Below are 16372 nucleotides of genomic sequence, written 5' to 3'. Positions count from 1 at the left end.
CAACGTGAAGATGGTCGTGTCGCTGATCAACCCGGTGGCGATGGACGAAGGCCTGCGTTTCGCGATCCGCGAAGGCGGCCGCACCGTCGGCGCCGGCGTCGTCGCCAAGATCCTCAAGTAATCGGTCCTCTGCGACAGCCCCAGGCTGTCGCGAGTGCGATGGGCGGGCCGAAGATTGTCGACCAATCTGCGGTCCGCCTTCGCCGTTTAGAGGAAAATGCGCAACAACAACTTTTCGGCATACGCCAGTAGCTCAATTGGCAGAGCAGCGGTCTCCAAAACCGCAGGTTGGGGGTTCGAGTCCCTCCTGGCGTGCCACCTGATGACGCGGTCGCGAAAGCGCATCGTGCGACGAGTCGGATGAACAGCAAGGTCGAACAATCCAAGACCGGCGGCGCCGGTGATCTGGTCAAGCTCGCACTCGCCCTGGTGCTGGTTGCGGCCGGTGTTGTCGCCTACATCTGGTTCAGCAATCTGGCCGGTGAGCTTCGTTCGCTGATGGTCGTCGCGGGCCTCGTGCTGGGCGCGGCGCTGTTCATGACCACGGTCAAGGGCGCGCAAACCCGCGAATTCCTGTCCGAGTCGCGTTTCGAACTACGCAAAGTGGTCTGGCCGACGCGCCAGGAAGCCATGCGCACCACCTGGGTGGTCATGATCGCTGTTGCGCTACTGAGCCTTATCCTGGCCGGCTTCGACGTGGTCATCCAGTTCGGCGTCAAGTACCTCTTGGCGCGCTGAGGAGATGAGCGACGTGCAGAACGCGGAATCGAACAACCAGCACGACGCCAGCAAGCGCTGGTACGTGGTCCATGCCTACAGCGGCTTCGAGAAGTCGGTGGCGCAGGCGCTGCGCGATCGCATCGTGCGCGCCGAGATGCAGGATCGCTTCGGCGACGTGCTCGTACCGACCGAAGAAGTGGTCGAGATGCGCTCCGGCCAGAAGCGCCGTTCCGAGCGCAAGTTCTTCCCGGGCTACGTGCTCGTGCAGATCGCCACGCACGACGAAAACGGCATTCCGCGCATCGACAGCGAAAGCTGGCACCTGATCAAGGAAACCCCGAAGGTCATGGGCTTCATCGGCGGTACCGCCGATCGTCCGTTGCCGATCGGTGACCACGAAGCCGCCGCGATCCTCAACCGGGTCCAGGAAGGCGTCGAGAAGCCGCGCCCGAAGGTGCTGTTCGAGGCCGGCGAGATGGTTCGCGTCATCGATGGCCCGTTCAACGACTTCAACGGCGTGGTCGAGGAAATCAATTACGAGAAGAGCCGCCTGCGCGTTGCAGTGCTGATCTTCGGCCGCTCGACCCCGGTCGAGCTGGAGTTTGGACAAGTCGAAAAGGCCTGACGGCCGAGGTCTGGCAGGGCATCAGCCAAGCCAGATCTGCAGGAAACGCCAGCCGCGAGCGATTCGCGGCTTTGCGCGTTTCCGGCGCTAGTGGATTCGCCGGGTCGAATGGTTCGTCCCGGCCAACAACGCGAGGAGCCCCGCAGCCGCAAGGCGTGCAGGCGTCACTACTCGCAGGAGCAAAGCAATGGCTAAGAAAGTAGTTGGTTACATCAAGCTGCAGGTCAAGGCTGGCCAGGCCAACCCGTCGCCGCCCGTGGGTCCTGCCCTCGGTCAGCGCGGCCTGAACATCATGGAATTCTGCAAGGCCTTCAACGCTGCGACGTCGAAGCTTGAGCCGGGTCTGCCGACGCCGGTCATCATCACCGCCTATTCCGACCGTACCTTCACCTTCGTCACCAAGAGCACCCCGGCCTCCGTGCTGCTCAAGAAGGCTGCCGGTGTCGCGTCCGGTTCCAAGCGCCCGAACACCGACAAGGTGGGCAAGGTCACGCGCGCGCAGCTGGAAGACATCGCCAAGGCGAAGGAAGCGGATCTGACCGCTGCCGACCTGGAAGCGGCAGTGCGTACGATTGCGGGTTCCGCCCGCAGCATGGGTTTGGTGGTGGAGGGCTGATCATGGCAATGACGAAGCGCGAAAAGGCAATCAAGGCCGCCGTTGTCCCGGGGAAGAGCTACGGGTTTGACGAAGCCATCAAGATCATCAAGACCGCCACCAAGGCCAAGTTCGTCGAGTCCGTCGACGTGGCCGTGCGTCTGGGCGTCGATGCCAAGAAGTCCGACCAGCAGGTGCGCGGTTCGACCGTGCTGCCCGCCGGTACCGGCAAGTCGGTGCGCGTGGCGGTGTTCGCCCCGGCCGGTGCCAAGGCCGATGAGGCCCTGGCCGCTGGCGCCGAAGCCGTCGGTATGGACGACCTCGCCGAGAAGATGCTCGGTGGCGACCTGAACTACGACGTCGTCATCGCGACGCCGGATGCGATGCGCGTGGTCGGTAAGCTCGGCCAGGTGCTTGGTCCGCGTGGCCTGATGCCGAACCCGAAGGTCGGCACCGTGTCCCCGAACCCGGGCGAAGCGGTCAAGAACGCCAAGGGCGGCCAGGTGCGTTACCGCACCGACAAGGCCGGCATCATCCACTGCACCATCGGCAAGGCGTCGTTCGAAGACGCGTCGCTGAAGGACAACCTGCAGGCGCTGCTGATCGACCTGGTCAAGGCCAAGCCGGCCACCGCCAAGGGTCAGTACCTGCAGAAGATCTCCATCAGCTCGACCATGGGCCCCGGCGTCACCGTCGACCAGTCCTCGTTGACCCTGAAGTAATTCGATCCACGCCGGCGGCGTTCGCGCCGCCGGCGGCAAGTTTTGAAGGCAATCGCCGCGGGAGCCCTCGGGCACCAACGCGATAGCCGTCAAAGACCGCAGGCGCGGTCAGCGCATACCGACGACGGGCATGGAAGCTCGAACTGGCAAGGAATCGCCGTCGGTGGAAGCGGGATCGCTTAATCCGGCCCCTCGTGGGGCAGGGCCTGCGTAGATGGTGTTGCCCTTCTGGAATCTTTCTGGAGTGGCCACCACCGGGATGTCAGCCGACGTCCCCGGCGCCGAAGGAACGGTGCCGTCCCTGGACCGCAAGCGGCAGGAGCCGTAAGCGGAGTTCAATTGGAGGAGTGCAATGGCTCTCAACCTGTCTCAGAAGCAAGAAGTCGTAGCCGAACTGGCAGACGTGGCCTCGAAGGCTCACTCCCTGGTCGCCGCCGAGTACGCGGGCACCACGGTCGCCCAGATGACCGCGATGCGCAAGAAGGCTCGTGAAACCGGTGTGTACTTGCGAGTCGTCAAGAACACGCTGGCCTCGCGCGCCGTTGCCGGTACCGAATACGAGTGCGTCCAGGACGCCCTCGTCGGTCCGCTGCTGTACGCGTTCTCGACGGAAGAACCCGGTGCTGCCGGTCGTCTGATCAAGGAATTCGCCAAGGGCAACGACAAGCTGCAGGCGAAGGTCGTCTCGATGGGTGGCCAGATGCTGGCCGACCTGGACGTGTTGGCGACGCTGCCGACCCGCGACCAGGCCCTCGCGATGCTGGCACGTGTCCTGGCCGAGCCGGCCAGCATGTTCGCCCGCGCCGTCAAGGCGGTCGCCGATCAGCAGGGTGGTGGCGAAGTCGCCGTCGCCGAAGCCGAGGCGGAACCCGCTTGACGCCTGGCGTCAAAGCGAACGCTTTCCTGAATCCGATTCGTAAGATCAATTTCCAGAGGTAATTCAAATGTCCCTGACCAACGAACAGATCGTCGACGCAGTCGCCGGCAAGACCCTCCTCGAAGTGATGGACCTGGTGAAGGCCATCGAAGAGAAGTTCGGCGTCACCGCCGCCGCCCCGGTCATGATGGCCGGTCCGGCCGCTGCTGCCGCCCCGGTGGAAGAGCAGACCGAGTTCAACGTCATCCTGAAGGCTGCCGGCGAGAAGAAGGTCGAAGTCATTAAGGCCGTCCGCGCCATCACGGGCCTGGGCCTGAAGGAAGCGAAGGACCTCGTCGAAGCGACCGGCACCGTGAAGGAAGCCGTGTCGAAGGACGACGCTGCAAAGATGAAGAAGGACCTCGAGGCCGCTGGTGCGACCGTCGAAGTGAAGTAAGCAGTACTTGCGTCGCCGGATCTCACTGGCGACCACTGAAGGCTGGGGACGAAAGTCCCCGGCCTTTGGCCGTTCCTGAAGCAGTGCGACAAACAGCCACGAGTTGGCAGTTGGAAGTAGCGGGAGATGGCGTGCTGGTGCCGGCAATACCAGCGACTTCCAACTGACAGTTCCTTGTTTCCCCCACGGGCCGCGGACGCGCGGTCCGCCCGGTGCCGCACAGCGGCATCGTGAAAACCAGAGGCGGTAGCTCACCATGACGTACTCGTTCACCGAAAAGAAGCGCATCCGCAAGGACTTCGGCAAGCGCAAGTCGATCCTCGAAGTGCCTTTCCTGCTTGCGATCCAGGTCGACTCCTACCGGGAGTTCCTGCAAGAGAACATCGATCCCGCCAAGCGCGAGGACCGCGGCCTCCACGCCGCGCTGAAATCGGTGTTCCCGATCTCCAGCTACAGCGGCAATGCCGCACTGGAGTACGTGGGCTACAAGCTCGGTGAGCCGGCGTTCGACGAACGCGAGTGCCGTCAGCGCGGCATGAGCTACGGCGCGCCGCTGCGCGTGACCGTGCGTCTGGTGATCTACGACCGTGAGTCGTCGACCAAGGCCATCAAGTACGTGAAGGAGCAGGAGGTCTACATGGGCGAGATTCCGCTCATGACCGACAACGGCACCTTCATCGTCAACGGCACCGAGCGCGTCATCGTCTCGCAGCTGCACCGCTCGCCGGGCGTGTTCTTCGACCACGACCGCGGCAAGACCCACAGCTCGGGCAAGCTGCTGTACAGCGCCCGCATCATTCCGTACCGCGGCTCCTGGCTGGACTTCGAGTTCGACCCGAAGGACGGCCTGTTCACGCGTATCGACCGTCGCCGCAAGCTGCCGGTGACCGTGCTGTTGCGTGCACTTGGCTACAGCAACGAAGAGATGCTGGCCGAGTTCTTCGAGGTCAACACCTTCCAGATCGACCCGAAGGAAGGCGTCCAGCTCGAGCTGGTGCCCGAGCGCCTGCGCGGCGAAACCCTGGACTTCGACCTCGCCGATGGCGACAAGGTCATCGTCGAGGCCGGCCGCCGCATCACCGCGCGCCACGTCAAGCAGCTCGAGCAGGCCGGCGTTGCCGCGCTGGCCGTGCCGGACAGCTACCTGGTCGGCCGCATCCTGTCGCACGACGTCATGGACACCCGTACCGGTGAGCTGCTGGCCTCGGCCAACGACGAGCTGGGCGAAGACCACCTCGAGAAGTTCCGCAAGGCCGGCATCACCACGATCGGCACGATCTGGGTGAACGACCTCGATCGCGGTCCGTTCATCTCCAACACGCTGCGCATCGACCCGTCCAAGACGCAGCTCGAAGCGCTGGTCGAGATCTACCGGATGATGCGTCCGGGCGAGCCGCCGACCAAGGACGCCGCGCAGAACCTGTTCCACAACCTGTTCTTCACCTTCGAGCGCTACGACCTCTCGGCCGTGGGCCGCATGAAGTTCAACCGCCGCATCGGCCGCAAGGAAACGATCGGCGCGTCGGTGCTGTACGACGCCAAGTACTACGCCGAGCGCAAGGACGAAGAGTCCAAGCGCCTGGTCACCGAGCGTGGCAACAGCTCCGACATCCTGGATGTGATCAAGGTGCTGACCGAGATCCGCAACGGTCGCGGCGTGGTCGACGATATCGATCACCTGGGCAACCGTCGCGTGCGTTCGGTCGGTGAAATGGCCGAGAACACCTTCCGCGTCGGCCTGGTCCGCGTCGAGCGCGCCGTGAAGGAGCGCCTGTCGATGGCCGAGTCCGAGGGTCTGACCCCGCAGGAACTCATCAACGCCAAGCCGGTGGCCGCCGCGATCAAGGAGTTCTTCGGCTCCTCGCAGCTGTCGCAGTTCATGGACCAGAACAACCCGCTGTCGGAAGTCACGCACAAGCGTCGCGTCTCGGCCCTCGGCCCGGGCGGCCTGACCCGCGAGCGCGCCGGCTTCGAAGTCCGCGACGTTCACCCGACCCACTACGGCCGCGTCTGCACCATCGAGACGCCGGAAGGCCCGAACATCGGCCTGATCAACTCGCTGGCCGTGTTCGCGCGCACCAACAAGTACGGCTTCCTCGAGACGCCGTACCGCAAGGTCGTGGACGGCAAGGTCACCGACGACGTCGAGTACCTGTCGGCGATCGAAGAAAACGAGTACGTCATCGCCCAGGCCAACGCGCCGCAGGATGACAAGGGCAACCTGACGTCGCAGTTCGCCGCCTGCCGTTACCAGGGCGAATCGCTGCTGAAGCCGCCGTCCGAGATCCACTTCATGGACGTCTCGCCGATGCAGACCGTGTCGGTCGCTGCCGCGCTCGTGCCGTTCCTTGAGCACGATGACGCGAACCGCGCACTGATGGGCGCCAACATGCAGCGCCAGGCCGTTCCGACGCTGAAGGCGCAGAAGCCGCTGGTCGGCACCGGCATCGAGCGCGCCGTGGCGCGCGACTCGGGCGTGACCGTGAATGCGCTGCGTGGCGGCACGATCGAGCAGATCGACGCGGCCCGCATCGTGGTCAAGGCGAACGAAGACGAGATCAGCGGCGACACCGATGCCGGCGTCGACATCTACAACCTGATCAAGTACACCCGTTCGAACCAGAACACCTGTATCAACCAGACCCCGCTGGTGAACGTCGGTGACGTCGTCGCTCGCGGCGACGTGCTGGCCGACGGCCCGTCGACCGACATCGGTGAACTTGCGCTCGGCCAGAACATGCTGATCGCGTTCATGCCGTGGAACGGCTACAACTTCGAAGACTCGATCCTGCTCTCCGAGCGCGTGGTCGAAGAGGATCGTTACACCACGATCCACATCGAAGAGCTGACCTGCGTCGCCCGCGACACCAAGCTGGGACCGGAAGAAATCTCCGCCGACATCCCGAACGTCTCCGAGCAGGCGCTGAACCGCCTCGACGAGTCGGGCGTGGTGTACATCGGCGCCGAAGTGCGCGCCGGCGACATCATGGTCGGCAAGGTCACGCCGAAGGGCGAGAGCCAGCTGACCCCGGAAGAGAAGCTGCTGCGCGCGATCTTCGGCGAGAAGGCGTCCGACGTTAAGGACAGCTCGCTGCGCGTGCCGCCGGGCATGGACGGCACGGTCATCGACGTGCAGGTCTTCACCCGCGACGGCATCGAGAAGGACAAGCGCGCCAAGCAGATCGAAGAGTCCGAGATCAAGCGCGTCAAGAAGGACTTCGACGACCAGTTCCGCATCCTCGAGGAAGCGATCTACGGCCGCCTGCGCAGCCAGCTGATCGGCAAGGTCGCCAATGGCGGCGGCGGCCTCAAGAAGGGCGACACGGTCACCAGCCTGGTGCTGGACGGCCTGAAGAAGTCCGACTGGTTCTCGCTGCGCATGAAGGACGAGGACGCGATCGACGCGATCGAACGCGCCCAGAAGCAGATCGAGGTGCACAAGGCCGAGTTCGAGAAGCGCTTTGCCGACAAGCGCGGCAAGATCACCCAGGGCGACGACCTTGCCCCGGGCGTGCTGAAGATGGTCAAGGTGTTCCTGGCCGTGAAGCGCCGCATCCAGCCGGGCGACAAGATGGCCGGCCGCCACGGCAACAAGGGCGTCGTGTCGACGATCGTTCCGGTCGAGGACATGCCGTACTCCGCCAGCGGTGAGACCGTCGACATCGTGCTCAACCCGCTCGGCGTGCCGTCGCGTATGAACATCGGCCAGGTGCTGGAAGTCCACCTGGGCTGGGCCGCCAAGGGCCTGGGCCAGAAGATCCAGCGCATGCTCGATGCACAGGCCAAGATCGCCGACCTGCGCAAGTTCCTCGACGAGATCTACAACCACGACAGCAAGCTCCACGGCCAGCGCGTCGACCTCAAGCAGTTCAGCGATGCCGAACTGCTTGCGCTCGCGCAGAACCTGACCGATGGCGTGCCGATGGCAACCCCGGTGTTCGACGGCGCCGCCGAGTCCGAGATCAAGAAGATGCTCGAACTCGCCGACCTGCCGCTCAGCGGCCAGACGGTGCTGCACGACGGTCGTACGGGTGAGGCGTTCGAGCGTCCGGTCACGGTCGGCTACATGCACATGCTGAAGCTGAACCACCTGGTCGACGACAAGATGCACGCGCGTTCGACCGGTCCGTACTCGCTCGTCACCCAGCAGCCGCTGGGCGGCAAAGCGCAGTTCGGCGGCCAGCGTTTCGGCGAAATGGAAGTCTGGGCACTCGAGGCCTACGGCGCGGCCTACACCCTGCAGGAAATGCTGACGGTGAAGTCCGACGACGTGCAGGGCCGCAACCAGATGTACAAGAACATCGTCGACGGCGAGTACGAGATGGTTGCCGGCATGCCGGAATCCTTCAACGTGCTGGTGAAGGAAATCCGCTCGCTCGCAATCAACATGGAGCTGGAAGAGAACTGATGACCGGGGCAGGGGAGCGCAGCGACACGCGCGTTCCCCCGCCGCCGTTTCGGTAATCCACAGCCTTCGACGAATTCCTCCGATTGGAGAAAGAAATGAAAGACCTGCTCAACCTGTTCAACCAGCAGCGTCCCGCGCTGAACTTCGACGCGATCAAGATCGCGCTCGCCTCCCCGGACCTGATCCGTTCGTGGTCCTTCGGTGAAGTGAAGAAGCCGGAAACGATCAACTACCGTACCTTCAAGCCCGAGCGTGACGGCCTGTTCTGCGCCGCCATCTTCGGACCGATCAAGGACTACGAGTGCCTGTGCGGCAAGTACAAGCGCATGAAGCACCGCGGCGTGGTCTGCGAGAAGTGCGGCACGGAAGTGACGCTGGCCAAGGTGCGCCGTGAGCGCATGGGCCACATCGACCTCGCGTCGCCGGTCGCGCACATCTGGTTCCTGAAGTCGCTGCCGTCGCGCATCGGCCTGATGCTCGACATGACCCTGCGTGACATCGAGCGCATCCTGTACTTCGAAGCGTTCGTCGTGACCGAGCCGGGCCTGACCCCGTTCGAGCGCGGCATGCTGCTCAACGAAGAGCAGTACATGCAGGCGCGCCAGGAGCACGGCGACGACTTCGAGGCCGCAATGGGCGCCGAGGCGGTCTACGACCTGCTGCGTACCATCGACCTGCAGTCGGAGATGGTCCAGCTCAAGGAAGACATCGCCGCCACCGGTTCGGAAACCAAGCTCAAGCGCCTCACCAAGCGCATCAAGCTGGTCGAGGCCTTCCTCGAGTCGGGCAACCGTCCCGAGTGGATGGTCATGACCGTGCTGCCGGTGCTGCCGCCGGACCTGCGTCCGCTGGTTCCGCTGGACGGCGGCCGCTTCGCGACTTCCGACCTCAACGACCTGTACCGCCGCGTCATCAACCGCAACAACCGCCTGCGTCGCCTGCTCGAACTCAATGCGCCCGACATCATCGTGCGCAACGAGAAGCGCATGCTGCAGGAGTCGGTTGACGCGCTGATGGACAACGGCCGTCGTGGCCGCGCCATCACCGGCACCAACAAGCGCCCGCTCAAGTCGCTGGCCGACATGATCAAGGGCAAGCAGGGTCGCTTCCGCCAGAACCTGCTCGGCAAGCGCGTCGACTACTCCGGCCGTTCGGTCATCGTGGTGGGCCCGTACCTCAAGCTGCACCAGTGCGGCCTGCCGAAGAAGATGGCGCTTGAGCTGTTCAAGCCCTTCATCTTCGCCAAGCTGCAGCGCCGTGGCCTGGCCACGACGATCAAGGCCGCCAAGAAGCTGGTCGAGCGCGAAGAGGCCGAGGTGTGGGACATCCTCGAAGAGGTGATTCGCGAACACCCGGTGCTGTTGAACCGCGCACCGACCCTGCACCGTCTCGGCATCCAGGCGTTCGAGCCGGTGCTGATCGAAGGCAAGGCGATCCAGCTGCATCCGCTCGTGTGTACGGCATTCAACGCCGACTTCGACGGTGACCAGATGGCCGTGCACGTCCCGCTGAGCCTCGAGGCCCAGCTGGAAGCGCGCGCATTGATGATGGCGTCCAACAACATCCTGTCGCCGGCCAACGGCGAGCCGATCATCGTGCCGTCGCAGGACGTCGTGCTTGGTCTGTACTACATGACCCGCGCCCTGGAGAACAAGGCCGGCGAAGGCATGGCGTTCGCGAACGTCGCCGAAGTGAAGCGCGCGTACGACAACCGCGTCGTGCAGCTGCACGCCAAGTGCAAGGTGCGCATCAGCGAGATCGTCGCCAACGAAGACGGCAGCCGCGAAAGCAAGACGTCGATCGTCGACACGACGGTCGGCCGCGCACTGCTGCGCGAGATCCTGCCGGACGGCCTGCCGTTCGCGCTGGCCAACGTCGAGCTGACCAAGAAGAACATCAGCCGCCTGATCAACTCCTGCTACCGCATGCTGGGTCTGAAGGACACGGTCGTGTTCGCCGACAAGCTGATGTACACCGGCTTCGCCTACGCGACCCGTGCCGGCGTCTCGATCGGCATCGACGACATGCTGATCCCGGGCGAGAAGAAGGACATCCTGGCCGAGGCCGAGACCGAGGTCCTGGAAATCCAGGAGCAGTACCAGTCGGGTCTGGTCACCGCCGGCGAGCGCTACAACAAGGTCGTCGACATCTGGTCGCGCACCAACGAACGCGTCGCGAAGGCGATGATGGACGCGATCGGTACCGAGAAGGTGCTGAACGCGAAGGGCGAGACCGTCGACCAGAAGTCGATGAACTCGATCTACATCATGGCCGACTCCGGCGCCCGTGGTTCGCAGGCGCAGATCCGTCAGCTGGCCGGTATGCGCGGCCTGATGGCCAAGCCGGACGGCTCGATCATCGAGACGCCCATCACCGCGAACTTCCGCGAAGGCCTGAACGTTCTGCAGTACTTCATCTCGACCCACGGTGCCCGTAAGGGCCTGGCGGATACCGCGCTGAAGACCGCGAACTCCGGTTACCTGACCCGTCGTCTCGTCGACGTGGCGCAGGACGTGGTGATCACCGAAACCGATTGCGGCACGGTCGAGGGCCTGATGATGACCCCGATCGTCGAAGGCGGCGACGTGGTCGAGCCGCTGCGCGACCGCGTCCTGGGTCGCGTCGTGGCCGAAGACGTGTTCCTGCCGGGCAACGACGAGGATCCCATCGTCACCCGCAACACCCTGCTCGACGAGCAGTGGGTTGCGCGCCTGGAAGACGCCGGCGTCCAGTCGATCAAGGTTCGTTCGACCATCACCTGCGAATCCTCGTTCGGTGTGTGCTCGCACTGCTACGGTCGTGACCTTGGCCGCGGCCACCTGGTCAACCACGGTGAAGCGGTCGGCGTCGTTGCCGCCCAGTCGATCGGTGAGCCGGGTACCCAGCTGACGATGCGTACGTTCCACATCGGTGGTGCGGCATCGCGAGCAGCGGCCATCGACAACGTCACCGTCAAGACCACCGGTTCGATCAAGTTCAACAACCTCAAGCACGTCGCGCACGCCAACGGCCACCTGGTCGCGGTGTCGCGTTCGGGCGAGTTGTCGGTGCTCGACAACCACGGTCGCGAGCGCGAGCGTTACAAGCTGCCCTACGGCGCCACCATCACCGTCAAGGATGGCAGCGAGCTCAAGGCTGGCCAGCAGGTCGCCAACTGGGACCCGCATAACCACCCGATCGTGTCGGAAGTCGCGGGCTTCATCCGTTTCGTCGACTTCATCGACGGCGTGACGGTGATCGAGAAGACCGACGACCTGACCGGTCTGGCGTCGCGCGAGATCACCGATCCGAAGCGTCGCGGCACCCAGGGCAAGGACCTGCGCCCGGTCGTGCGCATCGTCGACAAGTCCGGCAAGGACCTGTCGATCCCGGGTACGGACCTGCCGGCCCAGTACATGCTGCCGCCGCGCTCGATCGTCAACCTGCAGGATGGTGCGCCGGTGGGCGTTGGTGACGTGGTCGCCAAGATCCCGCAGGAAGCGTCCAAGACCCGCGACATCACCGGTGGTCTGCCGCGCGTGGCCGACCTGTTCGAGGCGCGCAAGCCCAAGGACCCGGCCGTGCTGGCCGAGCGTTCGGGTATCGTCTCGTTCGGCAAGGACACCAAGGGCAAGCAGCGCCTGATCATCAAGGACACCGAGGGCAACGAGCACGAAGAGCTCATCCCGAAGTACCGCCAGATCATCGTGTTCGAAGGCGAGCACGTCGAGAAGGGCGAAACCGTGGTGGACGGCGAGCCGACGCCGCAGGACATCCTGCGTCTGCTCGGTGTCGAGCCGCTGGCCGTGTACCTGACCAAGGAAATTCAGGACGTCTACCGCCTGCAGGGCGTGAAGATCAACGACAAGCACATCGAGGTGATCGTTCGCCAGATGCTGCGCAAGGTTGAGATCACCGACCAGGGCGACAGCAAGTTCCTGCACGGTGAGCAGGTCGAGCGCCAGCGTTTCGTGGAAGAAAACGCCAAGCTCACCTCGCGCAACGAGATCCTTGCCAAGTACGAGCCCGTGCTGCTGGGTATCACCAAGGCCTCGCTGGCCACCGAGTCGTTCATCTCGGCGGCCTCGTTCCAGGAGACCACCCGCGTGCTGACCGAGGCTGCCGTTCGCGGCACCCGTGATGGCCTGCGCGGCCTCAAGGAGAACGTGATCGTCGGCCGCCTGATCCCGGCCGGTACCGGCCTGGCGTACCACACCCAGCGCCGCAAGAACGCCTCGGGCCTGACCGAGTCGGAAATGGCGACGTTGTCCGCCCCGGCGGCCGCCGTGGCCGTGGTCGAGGTTGCCGAGCCGGCCGATGCGGGCGAGGAATCCAACGCGTCGTAATTGCCGGCAGGTTGGGTTACAATCCGCTGCTACGTAATACCAGGGCGGCCCTCAAGGCCGCCCCAGATCACCAAATGAGGCGCATGGAGCGCCTCGTGTTGGGCCCAGGAAGGGCGGGATCAATCGAATCGACCGGGTCGTTGCGCACATGCGCAGCGCCTCCGGTGTTCGTGCATGGCTCGCGTTGACGGCAGCGTCTGACGCGAGCTATACTTTTCCGTCTTGGTTGGCCGGATGCAATGGCCTGCCGTTCGTTTTCCCGCAGAGGCCTTGCGCTCCCTTGAGAGGGCGGGCCGCTAATCGAAGAGCTTTAGATGGCGACGATCAATCAGCTGGTCCGCAAGCCGCGGCAGGCCCCGACCTACAAGAGCCCCTCTCCGGCGCTCGACAACTGCCCGCAGCGTCGTGGCGTTTGCACCCGCGTGTACACCACCACCCCGAAGAAGCCGAACTCGGCGCTCCGCAAGGTGGCCAAGGTTCGCCTGACCAACGGTTACGAGGTCATCTCGTACATCGGTGGTGAAGGCCACAACCTTCAGGAACACTCGGTCGTTCTGATCCGTGGCGGTCGCGTCAAGGACCTTCCGGGCGTGCGCTACCACACCGTGCGTGGCTCGCTCGACGCCGCCGGTGTCGCCAAGCGTCGCCAGAGCCGTTCCAAGTACGGCGCGAAGCGTCCGAAGTCCTAAGGCCGGCTGGCCGCCTGGGCGGTCGCCGTACAAGAATCACAGAATAGGTACGCACCATGTCGCGTAAAGGTTCCACTCCGCAGCGTTCCGTCCTGCCTGACCCGAAGCACGGGAGCGAGACGATCGCGCGTTTCATCAATATGGTCATGCAGAGCGGCAAGAAGTCGGTCGCTGAGAAGATCGTCTACGGCGCAATGGACGTGATCGGGGAAAAGAACCCGAACGCGCTCGAGCTCGTCGAAAAGGCGCTCGGTAACGTGTCCCCGGCGGTCGAGGTCAAGTCGCGCCGCGTCGGCGGTGCCACGTACCAGGTGCCGGTCGAAGTCCGTTCGTCGCGTCGCATGGCGCTGGCAATGCGCTGGTTGATCGAGTCGGCGCGCAAGCGCGGCGAGAACACCATGCCGCGTAAGCTGGCTGCCGAGCTGATCGATGCTTCGGAAAGCCGCGGTGGCGCGATCAAGAAGCGCGAAGAAACGCACCGTATGGCGGAAGCGAACAAGGCGTTCGCGCACTACCGCTGGTGACCTGAGGGCCCCGTCCGCGGGGCTCCAGCAGCACATCCTGTGCTGCCGCGGCGGCGAAATCGCCGCCCTGCGAACCGGAGGCCGCCCACGAGGCGGCATCCGGCCATTTGGAATTCCCAAAATTACGAGAGGGTCCCGTGGCTCGCACCACTCCCATCGAGCGTTACCGCAACTTCGGCATCATGGCCACATCGATGCCGGCAAAACCACCACGTCCGAACGCATCCTGTTCTACACCGGTGTCAGCCACAAGATCGGCGAGGTGCATGACGGCGCCGCGACGATGGACTGGATGGAGCAGGAGCAGGAGCGCGGCATCACCATCACGTCCGCTGCGACGACGGCGTTCTGGAAGGGCATGGACAAGTCCCTGCCGGAGCACCGCTTCAACATCATCGACACCCCGGGCCACGTTGACTTCACCATCGAAGTCGAGCGTTCGCTGCGCGTGCTCGACGGTGCGGTGTTCGTGCTCTGCGCCGTCGGTGGCGTGCAGCCGCAGTCCGAGACAGTCTGGCGTCAGGCCAACAAGTACTCGGTGCCGCGTCTGGCCTTCGTCAACAAGATGGACCGCACCGGCGCGAACTTCGACAACGTCGTTTCGCAGCTGAAGGCCCGTCTGGGTGCCTATCCGGTGCCGATGCAGGTGCCGATCGGTGCCGAGGACGGCTTCGAGGGCGTGATCGACCTGGTCAAGATGAAGGCGATCCACTGGGATACCGCCTCGCAGGGCACCTCGTTCGAGTACCGCGAGATCCCGGCCGAGCTCGCCGACAAGGCGACCGAAGCCCGTGCGTTCATGGTTGAGGCCGCGGCCGAAGCCAGCGAAGACCTCATGGATAAGTACCTCAACGACGGCGACCTGTCGGAGAGCGAAATCCTGAACGGTCTGCGCGAGCGCACCCTGAAGGTCGAGGTGATCCCGGTCTACTGCGGCACCGCGTTCAAGAACAAGGGCGTGCAGGCCATGCTCGACGGCGTGATCCAGCTGCTGCCGTCGCCCACGGATCGTCCGCCGGTCAACGGCGTCGACGAGGACGAGAAGGAAGACTTCCGCAAGGCCTCGGACACCGAGCCGTTCTCTGCGCTGGCGTTCAAGATCATGACGGACCCGTTCGTGGGTTCGCTGACCTTCTTCCGCGTCTACTCGGGCACGCTCAACTCCGGCGACCAGGTCTACAACCCGGTGAAGTCGAAGAAGGAGCGCGTGGGTCGCATCCTGCAGATGCACTCCAACAACCGCGAAGAGATCAAGGAAGTCCGCGCTGGCGACATCGCCGCTGCGGTCGGCCTGAAGGACGTGACCACCGGCGACACGCTGTGCGCGCAGGACCACATCATCACCCTCGAGCGCATGGTGTTCCCGGAGCCCGTCATCTCGATGGCGGTCGAGCCGAAGACCAAGTCGGACCAGGAAAAGATGGGCATCGCCCTCGGCCGTCTGGCCCAGGAAGATCCGTCGTTCCGCGTTCGTACCGACGAAGAGTCCGGCCAGACCATCATCGCCGGCATGGGCGAGCTGCACCTGGAAATCCTCGTTGACCGCATGAAGCGCGAGTTCAACGTCGAAGCCAACGTCGGCAAGCCGCAGGTTGCGTACCGCGAGACCATCCGCAAGTCGGACGTCAAGTCGGACTACAAGCACGCCAAGCAGTCCGGTGGTAAGGGTCAGTACGGTCACGTCGTGATCGAGCTGTCGCCGATGAACGAGAAGGATCGTGCCAACCCGGATGTCGAGAACGATTTCCTGTTCGACAATGCGATTACTGGCGGTGTGATTCCGAAGGAATTCATCCCGGCGATCGAGAAGGGTCTGCGCGAAACCATCACCAGCGGTCCGCTGGCTGGCTTCCCGGTGGTCGGCGTCAAGGTCAAGCTCGTCTTCGGTTCGTACCACGACGTCGACTCGTCCGAAATGGCCTTCAAGCTCGCGTCGTCGATGGCCTTCAAGGAAGGCTTCCGCAAGGCCGATCCGGTCCTGCTGGAGCCGATGATGAAGGTCGAGGTGGTGACGCCGGAAGAGTACGTCGGTGACGTCATGGGCGACCTGAGCCGCCGTCGCGGTCTGTTGCAGGGTCAGGACGACACCCCGTCGGGCAAGACCATCAACGCGATGGTGCCGCTGGGTGAGATGTTCGGCTATGCGACCACGATCCGCTCGCTGACGCAGGGCCGCGCCACCTTCACGATGGAATTCGACCACTACGCCGAAGCGCCGAACAACATCGCCGACGCAGTGATCAAGAAGTCCTGATCTATCAGTGGGCCGGCGTGGCCGGCCCATGTTCCAGCAATCAATACGCAAATTTTAAAGAGAGACAATCATGGCTAAGGGTAAGTTTGAGCGCACCAAGCCGCATGTGAACGTGGGCACCATCGGCCACGTCGATCACGGCAAGACCACGCTGACCGCGGCACTGACGAAGGTGGGCGCCGAGCGTTTCGGTGGCG

The 16372-nt window shown here is 64.1% G+C and carries 12 protein-coding genes, 1 tRNA gene and 1 pseudogene; all 14 read left to right on the top strand.

Annotated elements, in window-relative coordinates:
- The coding region (locus EER27_RS16710; RefSeq protein WP_484502470.1) for an EF-Tu C-terminal domain-related protein at positions 1 to 121 on the top strand (121 nt) is incomplete at its 5' end.
- Between the two features lie 121 nt (positions 122 to 242).
- Positions 243 to 318 (top strand) — tRNA-Trp (locus EER27_RS16705).
- 42 nt (positions 319 to 360) lie between these two features.
- Positions 361 to 738, top strand: coding sequence for a preprotein translocase subunit SecE (gene secE, locus EER27_RS16700; protein WP_123089282.1), 378 nt, complete (start codon positions 361 to 363; stop codon positions 736 to 738).
- 4 nt (positions 739 to 742) lie between these two features.
- Positions 743 to 1345 (top strand): transcription termination/antitermination protein NusG, encoded by a 603-nt coding sequence (nusG, locus tag EER27_RS16695; protein ID WP_123089281.1) that lies wholly within the window; start codon positions 743 to 745, stop codon positions 1343 to 1345.
- Between the two features lie 187 nt (positions 1346 to 1532).
- A complete protein-coding gene (rplK, locus tag EER27_RS16690) occupies positions 1533 to 1961 on the top strand; it encodes a 50S ribosomal protein L11 (RefSeq protein WP_123089280.1) in 429 nt (142 codons plus the stop codon).
- Positions 1962 to 1963: 2 nt separating this feature from the next.
- Positions 1964 to 2662: a 50S ribosomal protein L1 gene (gene rplA / locus EER27_RS16685; RefSeq protein ID WP_123089279.1), complete on the top strand. Its 699-nt coding sequence runs from the start codon at positions 1964 to 1966 to the stop codon at positions 2660 to 2662.
- Positions 2663 to 3014: 352 nt separating this feature from the next.
- The gene (gene rplJ, locus EER27_RS16680) at positions 3015 to 3539 is read left to right on the top strand and encodes a 50S ribosomal protein L10 (protein WP_123089278.1); all 525 of its coding nucleotides are present in this window, start codon (positions 3015 to 3017) and stop codon (positions 3537 to 3539) included.
- Positions 3540 to 3606: 67 nt separating this feature from the next.
- Positions 3607 to 3975, top strand: coding sequence for a 50S ribosomal protein L7/L12 (rplL, locus tag EER27_RS16675; protein WP_123089277.1), 369 nt, complete (start codon positions 3607 to 3609; stop codon positions 3973 to 3975).
- Positions 3976 to 4231: 256 nt separating this feature from the next.
- Positions 4232 to 8383 (top strand): DNA-directed RNA polymerase subunit beta, encoded by a 4152-nt coding sequence (gene rpoB / locus EER27_RS16670; RefSeq protein ID WP_123089276.1) that lies wholly within the window; start codon positions 4232 to 4234, stop codon positions 8381 to 8383.
- 95 nt (positions 8384 to 8478) lie between these two features.
- Positions 8479 to 12708 carry a DNA-directed RNA polymerase subunit beta' gene (rpoC, locus tag EER27_RS16665; RefSeq protein WP_123089275.1) on the top strand — a complete coding sequence of 1410 codons (4230 nt, stop codon included), beginning with the start codon at positions 8479 to 8481 and terminating at the stop codon, positions 12706 to 12708.
- A 314-nt stretch (positions 12709 to 13022) separates the two neighbouring features.
- Positions 13023 to 13397 carry a 30S ribosomal protein S12 gene (gene rpsL / locus EER27_RS16660; protein WP_123089274.1) on the top strand — a complete coding sequence of 125 codons (375 nt, stop codon included), beginning with the start codon at positions 13023 to 13025 and terminating at the stop codon, positions 13395 to 13397.
- Positions 13398 to 13453: 56 nt separating this feature from the next.
- Positions 13454 to 13921: a 30S ribosomal protein S7 gene (gene rpsG, locus EER27_RS16655; protein ID WP_123089273.1), complete on the top strand. Its 468-nt coding sequence runs from the start codon at positions 13454 to 13456 to the stop codon at positions 13919 to 13921.
- A gap of 137 nt (positions 13922 to 14058) precedes the next feature.
- Positions 14059 to 16175 (top strand): annotated as a pseudogene (gene fusA / locus EER27_RS16650) (elongation factor G).
- A gap of 70 nt (positions 16176 to 16245) precedes the next feature.
- A partial coding sequence (locus tag EER27_RS16645; RefSeq protein ID WP_229730253.1) for a GTP-binding protein occupies positions 16246 to 16372 on the top strand: 127 nt, incomplete at its 3' end.

This window comes from Montanilutibacter psychrotolerans (genome assembly GCF_003719825.1).
GTDB lineage: Bacteria > Pseudomonadota > Gammaproteobacteria > Xanthomonadales > Xanthomonadaceae > Montanilutibacter > Montanilutibacter psychrotolerans.
This window is presented reverse-complemented; position numbering and strand designations above follow the sequence as displayed.

Coding starts and splice junctions, on each gene's coding strand:
- nusG (WP_123089281.1), top strand. CDS start 743: ATGAGCGACGTGCAGAACGCGGAATCGAACAACCAGCACGACGCCAGC.
- rplK (WP_123089280.1), top strand. CDS start 1,533: ATGGCTAAGAAAGTAGTTGGTTACATCAAGCTGCAGGTCAAGGCTGGC.
- rpoB (WP_123089276.1), top strand. CDS start 4,232: ATGACGTACTCGTTCACCGAAAAGAAGCGCATCCGCAAGGACTTCGGC.
- rpsL (WP_123089274.1), top strand. CDS start 13,023: ATGGCGACGATCAATCAGCTGGTCCGCAAGCCGCGGCAGGCCCCGACC.
- rpsG (WP_123089273.1), top strand. CDS start 13,454: ATGTCGCGTAAAGGTTCCACTCCGCAGCGTTCCGTCCTGCCTGACCCG.
- rpoC (WP_123089275.1), top strand. CDS start 8,479: ATGAAAGACCTGCTCAACCTGTTCAACCAGCAGCGTCCCGCGCTGAAC.
- rplJ (WP_123089278.1), top strand. CDS start 3,015: ATGGCTCTCAACCTGTCTCAGAAGCAAGAAGTCGTAGCCGAACTGGCA.
- rplL (WP_123089277.1), top strand. CDS start 3,607: ATGTCCCTGACCAACGAACAGATCGTCGACGCAGTCGCCGGCAAGACC.
- rplA (WP_123089279.1), top strand. CDS start 1,964: ATGGCAATGACGAAGCGCGAAAAGGCAATCAAGGCCGCCGTTGTCCCG.
- secE (WP_123089282.1), top strand. CDS start 361: ATGAACAGCAAGGTCGAACAATCCAAGACCGGCGGCGCCGGTGATCTG.